The 13,798-nt window shown below is 73.3% G+C and carries 11 protein-coding genes; 8 read left to right on the plus strand and 3 right to left on the minus strand.

Annotated features, from left to right (window positions below):
• Positions 1 to 97 precede the first annotated feature (97 nt).
• From FB455_RS02500 to FB455_RS02515, 4 genes are read left to right on the plus strand one after another with little or no spacing between them, the layout of a single operon-like run.
• A complete protein-coding gene (locus FB455_RS02500) occupies positions 98 to 1,381 on the plus strand; it encodes an ABC transporter substrate-binding protein (RefSeq protein ID WP_013287310.1) in 1,284 nt (427 codons plus the stop codon).
• Positions 1,378 to 2,379 carry a carbohydrate ABC transporter permease gene (locus FB455_RS02505; RefSeq protein ID WP_013287309.1) on the plus strand — a complete coding sequence of 334 codons (1,002 nt, stop codon included), beginning with the start codon at positions 1,378 to 1,380 and terminating at the stop codon, positions 2,377 to 2,379. The genes FB455_RS02500 and FB455_RS02505 overlap by 4 nt, the downstream gene beginning before the upstream one ends.
• A 1-nt stretch (position 2,380) precedes the next feature.
• Positions 2,381 to 3,217 (plus strand): carbohydrate ABC transporter permease, encoded by an 837-nt coding sequence (locus FB455_RS02510; RefSeq protein WP_013287308.1) that lies wholly within the window; start codon positions 2,381 to 2,383, stop codon positions 3,215 to 3,217.
• Between the two features lie 9 nt (positions 3,218 to 3,226).
• The gene (locus FB455_RS02515) at positions 3,227 to 4,435 is read left to right on the plus strand and encodes an ABC transporter ATP-binding protein (RefSeq protein ID WP_013287307.1); all 1,209 of its coding nucleotides are present in this window, start codon (positions 3,227 to 3,229) and stop codon (positions 4,433 to 4,435) included.
• Between the two features lie 104 nt (positions 4,436 to 4,539).
• Here FB455_RS02515 and FB455_RS02520 read toward each other — a convergent pair whose 3' ends face one another.
• Together FB455_RS02520 and FB455_RS02525 are read right to left on the minus strand one after the other, a co-directional pair.
• A complete protein-coding gene (locus FB455_RS02520) occupies positions 4,540 to 5,643 on the minus strand; it encodes a winged helix DNA-binding domain-containing protein (protein ID WP_013287306.1) in 1,104 nt (367 codons plus the stop codon).
• Positions 5,644 to 5,845: 202 nt separating this feature from the next.
• A complete protein-coding gene (locus tag FB455_RS02525; protein WP_013287305.1) occupies positions 5,846 to 6,337 on the minus strand; it encodes a GNAT family N-acetyltransferase in 492 nt (163 codons plus the stop codon).
• Positions 6,338 to 6,422: 85 nt separating this feature from the next.
• Between FB455_RS02525 and wrbA the strand changes: the two genes are divergently transcribed.
• Entirely contained in the window at positions 6,423 to 7,040 is a 618-nt protein-coding gene (gene wrbA, locus FB455_RS02530; protein WP_013287304.1) for an NAD(P)H:quinone oxidoreductase, read from the plus strand.
• A gap of 66 nt (positions 7,041 to 7,106) precedes the next feature.
• Here wrbA and FB455_RS02535 read toward each other — a convergent pair whose 3' ends face one another.
• A complete protein-coding gene (locus tag FB455_RS02535; protein WP_030272760.1) occupies positions 7,107 to 9,026 on the minus strand; it encodes a chorismate-binding protein in 1,920 nt (639 codons plus the stop codon).
• Positions 9,027 to 9,285: 259 nt separating this feature from the next.
• Here FB455_RS02535 and FB455_RS02540 point away from each other — a divergent pair, with 259 nt between their 5' ends.
• From FB455_RS02540 to FB455_RS02550, 3 genes are read left to right on the plus strand one after another with little or no spacing between them, the layout of a single operon-like run.
• Positions 9,286 to 10,656, plus strand: coding sequence for an FGGY family carbohydrate kinase (locus FB455_RS02540; RefSeq protein WP_030272762.1), 1,371 nt, complete (start codon positions 9,286 to 9,288; stop codon positions 10,654 to 10,656).
• A gap of 31 nt (positions 10,657 to 10,687) precedes the next feature.
• Positions 10,688 to 13,345 (plus strand): sensor histidine kinase, encoded by a 2,658-nt coding sequence (locus FB455_RS02545; RefSeq protein ID WP_030272764.1) that lies wholly within the window; start codon positions 10,688 to 10,690, stop codon positions 13,343 to 13,345.
• On the plus strand, positions 13,342 to 13,764 hold the full coding sequence (locus FB455_RS02550) for a roadblock/LC7 domain-containing protein (RefSeq protein WP_013287300.1): 423 nt from the start codon (positions 13,342 to 13,344) through the stop codon (positions 13,762 to 13,764). The genes FB455_RS02545 and FB455_RS02550 overlap by 4 nt, the downstream gene beginning before the upstream one ends.
• Positions 13,765 to 13,798: the final 34 nt, after the last annotated feature.

Here is a 13,798-nt window from a genome sequence, read left to right on the forward strand (position 1 = left end):
CGGGGCGTCGGGCGATCGGGCCGATGCCCCGGTCGTCTCGCCGTGCACCGGGGCGCGGCTCACTCCCCGGATCTTCGCCGAAGAGAGGGGGAGGGTGATGACGACAGTCCCCGACACGGCCGCACGGCGGCCGGCCGGACGCGCGGCGGCAGCGGCCGCCGCGCTCGCGTTGGTGGCCCCGCTGGCCGCCTGCGGAACCGGCGGCGACGGCGGCGTCCCCACGATCAACCTGTACTACCCGCCGGAGCAGAACCTGCAGAAGGTCGTCGACACCTGCAACACGCAGGCCCAGGGGCGGTACCGGATCGACTACCGGGTGCTGCCGCGCGAGGCCGACGAGCAGCGGGTGCAGATGGTGCGGCGGCTCGCCGCGCAGGACAACGGGATGGACGTGCTCGGCCTGGACGTCACGTGGACCCAGGAGTTCGCCAGCGCGAAGTGGATCCGGGAGTGGACCGGCCAGGACAAGGCCGAGGTCGAGCAGGGCACGCTGGGCGGCCCGCTGGACACCGCCCGGTACGAGGACAAGCTCTACGCCGCGCCCAAGAACACCAACGTGCAGCTGCTGTGGTACCGGTCCGACCTGGTGTCGCAGCCGCCCAAGACCTGGGACGAGATGATCTCGACCGCCCAGCAGCTCAAGGAGCAGGGCAAGCCGTACCAGGTGCTGACCATGGGCGCCCAGTACGAGGGCCTGGTGGTGCTCTACAACACGCTCGCCGAGAGCGCCGGCGGCAAGATCCTCAGTGACGACGGCAAGAAGGCGGAGATGGACGCCGGCGCGGTACGCGCACTCGACCAGCTCAAGAAGTTCGCCACGTCGGGCGTGACCTCGCCGTCGTTCAGCAACGCGCTGGAGGACCCGGTGCGGCTGGAGTTCCAGTCCGGCAAGGGCGCGTTCCAGGTGAACTGGCCGTTCGTCTATCCGGCGCTCCAGGAGGCCAACCCCGAGCTGGCGAAGAACGTCAAGTGGGCCCGGGTGCCGGGCATCGACCCGGGCACCCCCAGCAAGGTCACCATCGGCGGGGTCAACCTGGCGGTCAGCACCTACTCGAAGCACCCGGAGGAGTCGTTCGAGGCGGCCCGCTGCCTGCGTAACGCCGAGAACCAGAAGTTCTCCGCCGTCAACGACGGCGTGCCGCCCACCATCGAGGCCGTCTACGACGACCCGGAGATGACCGAGGCGTACCCGATGAAGGAGACCATCCTGGAGGAGCTGAAGGAGCCGGCGGTGCGGCCGCTGACCCCGGCGTACCAGAGCATCTCCACGGTGATGTCGGCGATCCTGTCGCCGCCGTCGGCGATCCGGCCCGAGCAGACCGCTGACGAGCTGCGCAAGGCGATCTCCGACGCGCTGGAGTCCAAGGGGGTTCTGCCATGAGCGTGAACGCCACCCCGGCCGGCGCGCAGGCCGCCGCCGAGGCCGAGGCCGAGCAGCCCGGCGGCCGGCACGCCGCCGTACCGGAGCAGCGGTCCCGGCGCGGCTCCCGCGCCCCGCTGAGTGACAACAAGCGCGCCGAGCGGCGCCTCGGCCTGCTGCTGTGCGCGCCGGCCGCGCTGGTCATGGTGCTGGTCACCGCGTACCCGATTCTGTACTCGGTCTGGCTGTCGCTGCAGCGTTTCGACCTGCGCTTCCCCGACGAGCGGGAGTTCGTCGGCCTGGAGAACTACGTCACCGTGCTGACCAACGACTTCTGGTGGACCGCGTTCGGGGTGACCGCGCTGATCACGGTGGTCACCGTCGCGGTCGAGCTGGTGCTCGGCATGGGCCTGGCGCTGATCATGCACCGGACGCTCGTCGGCCGCGGCATCGTCCGCACCGCCGCGCTGATCCCGTACGGCATCGTCACGGTGGTCGCGGCCTTCTCCTGGCGGTACGCCTGGACGCCCGGCACCGGCTACCTGGCGAACCTGTTCGACGGCAGCGCCCCGCTGACCGAGCGGGCCAGCTCGCTGGCGATCATCATGCTGGCGGAGATCTGGAAGACCACCCCGTTCATGGCGCTGCTGCTGATGGCCGGGCTGGCGCTGGTGCCGGAGGACCTGCTCAAGGCGGCCTCCACCGACGGTGCGACGGCGTGGCAGCGGTTCACCAAGGTGATGCTGCCGGTGATGAAGCCGGCCATCCTGGTCGCGCTGCTGTTCCGCACGCTCGACGCGTTCCGCGTCTTCGACAACATCTTCGTGCTCACCAACGGCGGCAACGAGACGTCGTCGGTGTCGATGCTCGCCTACAACAACCTGATCCGGGGCCTGAACCTCGGCATCGGCTCCACGATGTCGGTGCTGATCTTCATCACCGTGGCGATCATCGCCTTCGTGTTCGTGAAGCTGTTCGGCACCGCTGCCCCGGGCAGCGACGATGGGGAGAGGCGCTGACATGGCAGTGGAAACCACCACGCGGGCGAAGCTGCGCTGGGGCCTGCTGGACGTCGTGGTCGTCGTCTTCGCGTTGGTCCCCGTGCTCTGGATCGCCTCGCTGTCGTTCAAGACCCCGGCCACGCTCACCGACGGCAAGTTCTGGCCGCGGGAGTGGACGCTCGACAACTACCGGACCATCTTCGACACCGACCAGTTCGTCCGGGCCCTGGTCAACTCCATCGGCATCGCGCTGATCGCCACCGCGATCGCCGTGGTGCTCGGGACGATGGCCGCGTACGCGATCTCCCGGCTCGACTTCCCCGGCAAGAAGCTGCTGGTCGGAGTCTCGCTGCTGATCGCGATGTTCCCGCAGGTGTCGCTGGTGTCGCCGCTGTTCGAGATCGAGCGGCAGCTCGGGTTGTTCGACACCTGGCCCGGACTGATCCTGCCGTACATCACGTTCGCGTTGCCGCTGGCGATCTACACGCTGTCGGCGTTCTTCAAGCAGATCCCGTGGGACCTGGAGAAGGCGGCGAAGATGGACGGCGCCACCCAGGGACAGGCGTTCCGGCGGGTGATCGCCCCGCTGGCCGCGCCCGGCGTGTTCACCACGGCCATCCTGGTCTTCATCTTCTGCTGGAACGACTTCCTGTTCGCGATCACGCTCACCTCGACCGAGCGGTCCCGCACGGTCCCGGTGGCGCTGCAGTTCTTCACCGGCGAGTCGCAGTTCGAGGACCCCACCGGGGCGATCTGCGCCGCCGCCGTGGTGATCACCGTGCCGATCATCCTGTTCGTGCTCTTCTTCCAGCGCCGCATCGTCTCCGGTCTGACCTCCGGCGCAGTCAAGGGATAGGTGGTAGCAATGGCCGACATCGTGCTGGACAAGGTGAGCAAGCGGTTCCCGGACGGGACCACCGCCGTACAGGACGTCGACCTGGAGATCGCCGACGGCGAGTTCGTGATCCTGGTCGGCCCGTCCGGCTGCGGGAAGTCCACCACGCTCAACATGATCGCCGGGCTGGAGGACATCAGCTCCGGTGAGCTGCGCATCGGCGGCGAGCGGGTCAACGACAAGGCGCCCCGGGACCGCGACATCGCGATGGTCTTCCAGTCGTACGCGCTCTACCCGAACATGACCGTGCGGGAGAACATGGCGTTCCCGCTGCGGCTGGCGAAGATGGACAAGGAGACCATCAACCAGAAGGTCGACGAGGCGGCGAAGGTGCTGGAGCTGACCGCGCTGCTGGACCGCAGGCCGGCCAACCTGTCCGGCGGCCAGCGGCAGCGGGTGGCGATGGGACGGGCGATCGTCCGGCAGCCCAAGGCGTTCCTGATGGACGAGCCGCTGTCGAACCTGGACGCCAAGCTGCGGGTGCAGATGCGCACCGTGGTGTCGCGGCTCCAGAAGCAGCTCGGCACCACCACCGTCTACGTCACCCACGACCAGACCGAGGCGATGACGCTCGGCGACCGGGTGGTCATCATGCGGGGCGGGGCGGTGCAGCAGGTCGGGCCGCCGCAGGAGCTGTACGACCACCCGCGCAACCTCTTCGTCGCCGGGTTCATCGGCTCGCCCTCGATGAACTTCGTGCACGCCGTCGTGGAGGACGGCCGGCTGCGGACCGCGCTCGGTGACGTGCCGGTCGGCGACCGGATCCGCCGCGAGCTGGAAGGCGGCGACGCGCCCCGGGAGCTGATCCTGGGCATCCGCCCGGAGCACTTCGAGGACGCGGCGCTGATCGACGACGAGACCCGCCGCCGGGGCATGGAGTTCGAGGCGCCGGTGGACATCGTCGAGTCGATGGGCTCGGACAAGTACGTCTACTTCACCGTCGAGGGGGAGCGGGCCACCGCCGCCGAGCTGGAGGAGCTGGCCGCCGACACGGGTGCGGCGGACTTCGCCGGCGCCGGGTCGAACCTGGTCACCCGGCTGTCGGCGGAGTCGCCGGTACGCGAGGGCGAGTCCCGCCGGGTCTGGTTCAACCTGGAGAAGATCCACCTGTTCGACCCGGGCAGCGGCCGCAATCTGACGCTGCACGAGGGCCGCTCCGCCGGCGCGCTGGCCGACTGATCCGCCCCCGCCCCTCATCGGGCTGAGTGGAACGCCATGGGTGCTTCGGCACCGCTTTGACACCCATGGCGTTCCGCTCAGCGTGCCCGGTCCGCGGGGCGTGGTCACCAGGAGTGGCGCAGCTCCAGGCTGAGGAAGCGGGCGTAAGCGTTGAGCGCGGCGTCCACCCGGGCGCGCAGCGCGGCGTCGAACGGCACGAGCTGCTGCACCTTCACCGTCACCGCCCTCGCGCCGAGCGTCCGCGTCCAGGTGCCGACCACCCGCCCGCCGCGCACCACAGTCGACCGGAACACCCCGTTGTTGCCCGGGACCACGGCGGCGGCGTGCGCCGGGTCGAGCATCAGCGAGCGGTCCTTGAAGCCGAGCAGGTATTCGTCGAAGCCGGGCAGCGTGTGCAGGTCGTCGACCGGCGCGCGGGGCGCGTCGAGCAGCGCGGTGTCGACCACTGCCGGCTCGCCGTCGACCTCGACCGGGGCGAGCAGGTCACCGGCCAGCGTGATCGCCCGGGTCGCGTCGGTGACGGTCAGGCCGGTCCAGCGGGCCAGCTCGTGCCGGCTCACCGGGCCGTGGCCGCGTACGAAGCGGTGCGCCAGCAACGCCAGCGCCTCGTCCCGCTCCGGGCGGTGCGGCTCGGGCGCCCACTCGTCGAGCAGCGCGAACGTCTGCTCGGTGCCGACGTGCGGGGCGATGCAGGTGACGCCGCGCAGGCTGGTGAACAAGAGCAGGTGGTAGCCGCGCTGATCGCCCGTGTCCAGCCCGGCGGCGCGCAACGCGGCAACGCATCGGGCGCGGGTGAGCCGGCCGCCCCCGGTCAGCGCCGCGCCCAGCACGTCACAGGCCCGCTCGCCGTCGGCGACGGTCAGCCCGAGCTGCCGCCACCGACCGGCGATGCCCACAAGCGTCCGCACCCCGGTCAGCTCCAGCATCCACCGCGCGTCGCGCGCCGGGACCAGGTGCACGGTGCCGCGCATCGGCCAGGTGCGCAGCGCCTCGCGCCGCTCCAGCGCCGCGCGGACGTCGTCCTGGGTGGCGCCGGGAAGGCGTACGCCGAGCGACCACAGCCCGCTCGCCGCGTCCTGCGCCTGCATGGCGCCGAACCACTCGACCACGTCGGCGACGCCCTGCGGGCGGGTGGTGGGGTGCGGGCGCAACAGCAGGCCGGTCATGCGCAGCGCGAGCGCCTCGGCGCGGTTGAGGCGTACGGTCACGGGCGTCAGCGTAGGCCCGGGGTACGACAACGCGGCCCCTGATCGCGCTGCGCCGGCGGCGCTGCCGACACCAGCGCGATCCCCCGTTCAGGTTCCCGGCGTGGGGGCGGCCGCTGCGGCCGACGCCGGTTCGACCAGCATCCCGTGTGAGCTGGGCCGGTACAGCGGTTGCCGGCGGAACTTGCGCAAATCTTGAGCCGGCTCAGTCCAGGCGCCGGTACATGACCAGCAGATCGACGTACCCCCGGGTGGGGTGCCGGAAGCCCTCCGGCACCCGGCCGATCACCTCGAAGCCCAGCGACCGCCACAGCTCGACGGCCCGTGTGTTCGTGGCCACCACGGCGTTGAACTGCATGGCGCGGTAGCCGTCGGCCCGGGCCGCGTCGAGCACGTGCGCGGCCAGCGCCCGGCCGACGCCGCGCCCGGCGGCGGCCGGGGCGACCATGAACGAGGCGTTCGCCACGTGGTCGCCGGGACCGCCCTGGTTGGGCGCCAGCTTGGCCGAGCCGAGCACCGCGCCGTCCGGCGCCACCGCGACCACCGTCCGCGCCGGCGGGGCCGGCATCCAGAGCCTGCGGGCCTGCTGCTCCGTGACGTCCCGGGGCCAGGTGTACGTCTCGCCGGCCGCCACGATCGCACGCAGGAACGGCCAGATCAGCGGCCAGTCGGCCGGCGTGGCGGTGCGGATCTCCACCCGGAGAGCATGCCACGCCCGGAGTTTGACGGAACAAGTAACGGGTAGTCGCCGGAGCTGACCCGAAACGAGGAGGGAACGTCTGATGGATGGCCAGGTCAAGGTCGCGGTGATCTATTACAGCGCGACCGGCATCACCTACCAGATGGCGCAGGCGGCGGTCGAGGCGGCGGGCGAGGCCGGCGCCGAGGTGCGTCTGCGCAAGGTACGTGAGCTGGCGCCCGACGAGGCGATCCGCTCCAACTCCGGCTGGCAGGCGCACCGGCTGGAGACCCAGGACGTGATGGAGGCGCAGCCGGACGACCTGTCCTGGGCCGACGTGGTCATCATGGGTTCGCCGACCCGGTACGGCATGATCGCCGCCCAGCTCAAGCAGTTCATCGACACCACCGGCCCGCTCTGGGCAGCGGGCGCGCTCGCGGACAAGGTCTACAGCGGGTTCACCTCGACCGCGACGTTGCACGGCGGTCAGGAGGCGACGCTGCTGTCGCTGTACACGGTCTTCTACCACTGGGGCGGCATCGTGGTGACCCCCGGCTACACCGACCCGAGCCAGTTCGTCGCCGGCAACCCGTACGGCGCCTCGCACACCAGCAACAACGGTGAGGTCGCACCGGACCACGTGGCACTGGCGGCCACCGCGCTCACCGCCAAGCGGGCCGTGCTGATGGGCGCCGCGCTGAAGCGGGGCATGGCCGGCTGACCCGACTGGTGACCGGTGGCCGGACGGGGGCTCTCGAACCCGTCCGGACCACCGGTCGCCAGAGCCCTACCCGCGATCGGCCGCTCCATGCGCGCTCAGCGCCGGCCGGTCGAGCAGATGCCCGAGCAGGTCCGCCAGGACCCTCGTACCGTCCTGGCTGAGCACCGACTCCGGGTGGAACTGCACCCCGGCGAAGCCCGCGCCGCGCAGCGCGTGCACCGCGCCGTCGGCCGGGTCGCGGGACACCTCGACCGGGCCGTACGGGCCGGCCACCCGGTCGGCGTCGGCGAGCGCGGTGAAGCTGGCGTAGAACCCGACCCGGCGGGTCGTCCCGAACACCGGCACGTCCCGCGGCAACCCCTGGTACGGGGCGTCGCGGCGGTGCAGCGGCAGGCCCAGCAGCCCGGCGAGCAACTGGTGGCCCAGGCACACCGCGAGCGTCGGCCGGCCGGACGCGAGCAGCTCGGTCAGCAGCGTCCGCAGCGCCACCATCTTCGGCGCGGTCGCGTCCCGCGGGTCACCCGGCCCGGGGCCGACCACCACCAGGTCGTAGCCGTCCAGCGGGCCCGGGTCCGGCCAGTCCCGGCGGGTCACCGCCAGGCCCAGCGCGCCGAGCTGGTGGGCCAGCATGCCGGTGAACGTGTCCTCGCCGTCGACGATCAGCGCCCGGCGCCCGGCCAGCCCGCGCAGCGCGAGCGCGCCCGGTTCCCGCTGCTCCAGCCAGAACCGGGCCAGTGGGGCGTTGCGGGCGGCCAGCGCGGCGCGTACCTCGGGGTCGTCGGCGTACCGGACGGCCGGCTCGCCGGCGGAGCGCGGCGCGTCCGGGCCGAGACCCAGCGCGGCCAGCACACCGGCGGCCTTCGCGTGCGTCTCGGCCACCTCCCCGGCGGTGGTCGAGTGCCGGACCAGCGTCGCGCCGACCGGCACCCGCAGCGCGCCGGTGGGGGAGATCTCGGCGGTACGGATCAGGATCGGCGCGTCGAGCGTCTGCCGGCCCTGCTCGTCGCGGCCCAGCAGTGCGAGCACCCCGGCGTAGTAGCGCCGGCCGGTGCGCTCGTGTCGGGCGATCACCCGGCAGGCGTTCTCCATCGGGCTGCCGGTGACGGTGGGCGCGAACATGGTCTCCCGCAGCACGTCGCGTACGTCCCGGGAGCAGCGCCCGGCCAGCAGGTACTCGGTGTGCGCCAGGTGCGCCATCTCCTTCAGGTACGGCCCGACCACCTGGCCGCCGTGCTCGGCGACCACGGCCATCATCTTCAGCTCCTCGTCCAGCACCATGTACAGCTCCTCCACCTCCTTCTCGTCGTGCAGGAAGCGCAGCAGCTCAGCCCGGTCGACGGTCTCGCCCCGGTGCCGGAACGTGCCGCTGATCGGGTTCATCTCGACCAGCCCGTCGGCGACGCTGACGTGCCGCTCGGGGCTGGCGCCGACGAGGATGCGGGTGCCGGTGTGCACCAGGAACGTCCAGTACGCGCCCCGTTCGCGCAGCAGCAGCCGGCGCAGCGCGGCCAGGGCCGCCGCAAGCGGGTCGCCCTGCACTGTGGCGCGCATGGTGCGGTGGATGACGAAGTTCGCCCCCTCGCCCCGGCCGATCTCGTCGGCCAGCACCCGTTCCACGATCGCCGCGTACTCGTCGTCGGCGATGTCGAAGCCGGCGTCGCGGGTGCGCACCTCGGCGTCGGGCAGGTCGTCGAGCACTTCGGCCAGCGGTATCCGCCGGTGTGCCTCGACCGCCAGGAACTCCAGCGGCAGCCCGTCGTCGACGCACTCGAAACCGCGTTCGGTGACCTGCCGGAACGGCACCAGGGCCAGCGTGTGCGGACCGGCGCCGTCCTCGGGCAGCGGCAGGTCGGCGAGCCGGCCGGCGGTGCGTACCGGGCCGGTGAACAGGTCGACGTGGTCGGCGCCCTCGCGGCGGACGAGCGCGAACGGGCCGGGGTCGCGGCCGGCCGCGACGGCGGCGAGCGGGTCGGACAGGCGGGTCATCGGGTCTCCTCGGTGGGCCGGTGGCCGCCGGTGAAGGCGACCCGGGATGCCGGGGAAGACCGGCGGCCGCCTCGTCGGGCGGCCGCGTGGGGAAGCTACGCGCGGGGGTGGGCCGCCGGGTCGGCGGGCCACCAGCAGGACAGGTGCGCGGGCATGACGATCACTGTACGCGATCGGCAGGCGCCGTGGAACCCGATCGCGCGTCACCGGGTACGGATCTTGGCGTGACCGCCGGTCCCGCCGGGTAGGTTGACCGGCGATGGACATTCTCGCTCTGGACCTGGGCACCTCCTCGGTGCGCGGCCTGGTGCTCGACGCGGACGCCGTGCCGCGCCCGGGCGCGCTGGCCCGGCGCCGGGTGCGCCTGGTCACCGGGGACGACGGCAGCGGGACGCTCGACGGCCCGGCCTACCTGGCGTGCCTGGTGGAGTGCCTGGACGAGCTGGCCGCCGGCGGGCACCTGCGGGACGTGGACCTCGTGGCCACCTCCGCGCAGTGGCACTCGGTGCTGCCGGTGGCGCCCGACGGCACACCGTCGGGGCCGGTGCTGACCTGGCTGGACACCCGGCCGGAGCCGCTTCCCGGAGCGACCGGGCCGGCCGACCCGGCGGACTTCCACGGGCGTACCGGCACCTGGTGGCACCGCTGCTACTGGTCGGTGCGGCTGCCCTGGCTGCGTGAGCGCGTCGACGGGTCCGCCCGCTTCACGGGGCTCGCCGAGTACGTGCTCGGCACGCTGCTCGACGACGCGCCGATGTCGATCTCGCTGGCCTCCGGCACCGGGCTGCTCGATCTGCGCCGCCTGGACTGGGATCCGGAGGCGTGCGAGCTGGCCGGCGTACGCCCGGATCAGATGCTGCGGCTGGCCCCGGACGGCTGGCACGGCCGGCTGAACGCGGCGTACGCGCGGCGCTGGCCGCAGCTGGCCGGCGCGCGGTGGGCGCCGCCGGTCGGCGACGGCGCGGCCGCCAACGTCGGCTCGGGCTGCGTCGACCCGACCCGCGCGGCGGTGACAGTCGGCACCTCCGCGGCGGTCCGCATGATCCAGGCCGTGCCGGCCGGTGCGGAGCCGCCGCCGCTGCCGGAGCAGCTCTGGCGGTACCGGGTCGACCACAACCACGTGGTGACCGGCGCGGCGTACTCCAGCGGCGGCAACCTGTTCGCCTGGGCGGCGCGCGAGCTGCGGCTGCCGGACGGCGCGGAGCTGGAGGCGGCGCTCGATCGCGTCGCCGGTTCGGTGCGGGCGAACCCCCGCTTCGGCGGCGACCGGCCACCGGGGGTCGCCCCGGCGGGCTCGGGGGAGCTGCGCGGGCTCAGCTTCGGCACGACAGCCGTGGACATCCTGGCCGGGCTGATGAGCGGCCTGTGCCGGCTCGTCGCGGACGACCTGACGCTGCTGGAGGCCGGTATCGGCGAGCCGATGGAGGTGATCCTCGGCGGTGGGGCGCTGACCGCCTCGCCGTGGTGGCGCGGGGCGTTCCTCGACGTGCTCGCGCCCCGCCGGGTGTGCTGGCAACGCAACCCGGAGATCGGCGCCACCGGCGCCGCGCTCGTCGCGCTCGGCCGGCTCACGGAGGCGGACGAGATCGCCGGGATCGGCCGGACGGACGAGGCCGCCTCGCACGCGTGACCGTCCACCCGAGGCGCTGACCGTCCTGGTCATGCCGTCCGGGCGGCCGTTGACACCGACCGACGGCCTGATTGGATGGACTCCGCTCCCCGACGTGGTGGGGCGGGACGAGGAGGCAACCGTGGGCGCAGCTCCCGACCCGGCTCGCGGTGCGGCCCCTGCGCCGCACCGGCGGCGCTCCGGGTTCCGGCTGCGGGACTGGCGGATGGGAACCAAGCTCGCCACGGTGCTGGTGATCCCCTCTCTGGCGTTCCTCGTCCTGGCCGGCATCCAGACCCGAGGGCTGGTCGGGCAGACCACCACGCTGAGCGCCTTCGCCGAGCAGGTCGGCATCGGCCGGCAGATCTCCACCGCCGTCGACCGGCTCCAGCACGAACGGGACCGCACCGCGGGCGAACTGGCCGCGCTGCGCCGCGCCGGCACCGGCGCGGACCGGGACGCCGCGGTCGCCGCGCTCAAGCCGCTCCAGGAGGCCACCGACCGGGCGATGGCCGAGCTGCGCGCCGCCGCCGCGCCGCTGGCCGACGCGGACGCCGCCTGGCGGGTCTCCTACTCCGAGGCGCTCGAGGCGTACGACCAGGTGGTGAACATCCGGGCGGCGGTGGCGCCGGCGGTGCTCTCCAGCGACACCGTGCTGAGCAACTACCACCGGTCGATCGCGGCGCTGCTGAGCCTGCTGGCCGAGCCGTCGCCCGGCAGCGGCCGGCAGGAGCTGACCGAGGCGGTGCTGCGGTACGTGCAGCTGTCCCGGGTGAAGGAGCTGTCCTCCCGCATCCGCGCCGAGCTCTACGCCGCCGCCCGGTCCGGCCGGTACGAGGCCGACGACCAGGTGACGCTCAGCGACCTGCGGGCCCAGCAGCTCACCGCGCTCGGCGCGTTCCGGGTCGCGGCGACCGCCGACCAGATCCGCCGCTACGACCGCACCTCGGTCGACCCGGCCTTCGTCGCCGCGACCCGGTTGGAGGAGCGGACGCTGCCCGGCGGTGACGCGAAGCCGGTCCTGCTCGACGCGACCCAGTGGTGGGCGGCCAGCGAGCAGCGGCAGGAGCTGTTCCGCCAGCTGGAGAGCGAGATCGTGGCCGACGCGGTACGCCAGGCCGACGACGCCAGCGCCCGCCAGCTGCGCGACACGCTGCTGGTGGCCGGCGGGATCGCCACTGTGCTCCTGGTCGCGGTGCTGATCTCGCTGCTGGTCGGCCGGTCGGTGGCCCGCGCCATGCGGCAGCTGCGCGGCCAGGCGCTGCGGATCGCGCAGGTGGACCTGCCGCTGACTCTGCAACGGCTGCGCACTGTGGACCGCCCGATCGGCGCGATCGACGTACCGCCCTCGGTGATCGACTCGCAGGACGAGATCGGCGAGCTGGCGGAGGCGTTCGTGGCGGTGCACCGCAGCGCCGTCGACGTGGCGGTCGAGCAGGCGATGATGCGGCGCAACGTCAACGCCATGTTCGTCAACCTGGCCCGGCGCAGCCAGGTGCTCGTCGAGCGGCAACTGGAACTGCTCGACGAACTCGAACGCGAGGAGAGCGACCCGGAACAGCTGGAGAACCTGTTCAAGCTCGACCACCTCGCCGCCCGTATGCGCCGCAACGACGAGAGCCTGCTGGTGCTCGCGGGCACGGAGTCGACCCGGCGGTGGAACCGCCCGGTGGGCCTGGGCGCGGTGCTGCTGGCCGCGAGCGCGGAGATCGAGCAGTACCAGCGGGTGCGCCACGAGAACCGGACCGACCTGCACGTCGTCGGGCACGCGGTGGGCGACCTGGTGCACCTGTTCGCGGAGCTGCTGGAGAACGCCACCGCCTTCTCCCGCCCGGACACCGCGGTGCGGGTGGTCGTCGAGCCCGACGGCCGGGGCGCGCTCGTGCAGATCGTCGACGAAGGGCTGGGCATGAGCCCGTCGGCGCTGGCCGAGGCGAACGCGGTGCTCGCCGAGCCGCCGGCCGCCGACGTGTCGGCCTCGGAACGGATGGGTCTGTTCGTGGTGAGCCACCTCAGCGCCCGGCACGGCGTACGGGTGCGGTTGAGCGCGGGCCGGGAGGGCCTGGTGGCCCGGGTGCGGATCCCGGTCGAGCTGCTGGCCGAGGCGCCCGCGCCGGAGGTGGTCCAGGCGACGCCGGCCCGGCTCGCGCGCGGGACGTCGCAGCCGGCGCTCACCGGCCCGGTCGCCGCGTCCGGTGCGCTCGCCGCGGCGACGGCCGAGCTGCCGGTGGCCGGCTGGCGTCCGGCGCCGGGCCGGCCCGCGGCGCTGCCGATGTCCCCGCTGACCGGGCGGCCGCTGGGTGACGGGACGGATGCCGGGGCCGCCGCGCCGTTGCCGGCCGCCGCGCCGGTGACCGTGCCGCGTCCCCGCCCGGGACGGGCCGAGGACGTGCTCACGCCGGACGCCGGCGCGGCCGGCGGCGGGTGGTTCAGCCGGCAGGGACCGGCCGCGCCGGCGCCGGGTGTGACGCCGGCACCGGCGGCGACGCCGGTGACCGGAGGGACGAACGAGCGGGGCCTGCCGGTACGCGTTCCGATGGCCCAGCTCGCCTCGGCCGCCCCGGCCGACCGTCCGGCGGTGCGGCACGAGCCGGACCCGGAGGCGGTCGGCGGCATGCTGTCGCGCCTCTACAGCGGGGTACGGCGGGCCGAGGCCGAGGAGACCACCGAGATGTACCTGCCGCGCGATGAAGGAGGACGACGACAGTGACGACGTTGAGCCAGGAGGCACGCGACCTGAGCTGGCTGGTGAACGCGTTCGCCGAGCGGGTTCCGGGGGTGGCGCACGCGGTGGTGGTGTCCTCCGACGGCCTCCTGGTGGCGATCTCGGCGCACCTGCCGCGCGACCACGCGGACAAGCTCGCCGCGGTGACCTCCGGCCTGATGAGCATCACCGCCGGGGCGGCCCAGATGTTCGACGGTGACGTCGTCAAGCAGACGGTGGTCGAGATGGGGCGCGGCTACTTCCTGGTGATGCAGATCCGGGACGGCTCGATCCTGGCCACGCTGGCCGGGGCGGACGCCGACATCGGCGTGGTCGGCTACGAGATGGCGCGGCTGGCCAAGCAGGCGGGCGAGATGCTCACCCCGGCGCTGCGCGCCGAACTCCAGCAGGCGCTGCCGCGCTGAGGTGACCGGTGCCCGGCCGGCGTCGCGCCGGCCG

This window comes from Micromonospora sp. CNZ296, from assembly GCF_007827635.1.

Excerpts from the sequence above, each read along its gene's own strand:
- FB455_RS02510 (WP_013287308.1), top strand. The coding sequence starts at position 2,381 with ATGGCAGTGGAAACCACCACGCGGGCGAAGCTGCGCTGGGGCCTGCTG.
- FB455_RS02545 (WP_030272764.1), top strand. The coding sequence starts at position 10,688 with ATGCCGTCCGGGCGGCCGTTGACACCGACCGACGGCCTGATTGGATGG.
- FB455_RS02540 (WP_030272762.1), top strand. The coding sequence starts at position 9,286 with ATGGACATTCTCGCTCTGGACCTGGGCACCTCCTCGGTGCGCGGCCTG.
- FB455_RS02505 (WP_013287309.1), top strand. The coding sequence starts at position 1,378 with ATGAGCGTGAACGCCACCCCGGCCGGCGCGCAGGCCGCCGCCGAGGCC.
- wrbA (WP_013287304.1), top strand. The coding sequence starts at position 6,423 with ATGGATGGCCAGGTCAAGGTCGCGGTGATCTATTACAGCGCGACCGGC.
- FB455_RS02500 (WP_013287310.1), top strand. The coding sequence starts at position 98 with ATGACGACAGTCCCCGACACGGCCGCACGGCGGCCGGCCGGACGCGCG.
- FB455_RS02535 (WP_030272760.1), bottom strand. The coding sequence starts at position 9,026 with ATGACCCGCCTGTCCGACCCGCTCGCCGCCGTCGCGGCCGGCCGCGAC.
- FB455_RS02515 (WP_013287307.1), top strand. The coding sequence starts at position 3,227 with ATGGCCGACATCGTGCTGGACAAGGTGAGCAAGCGGTTCCCGGACGGG.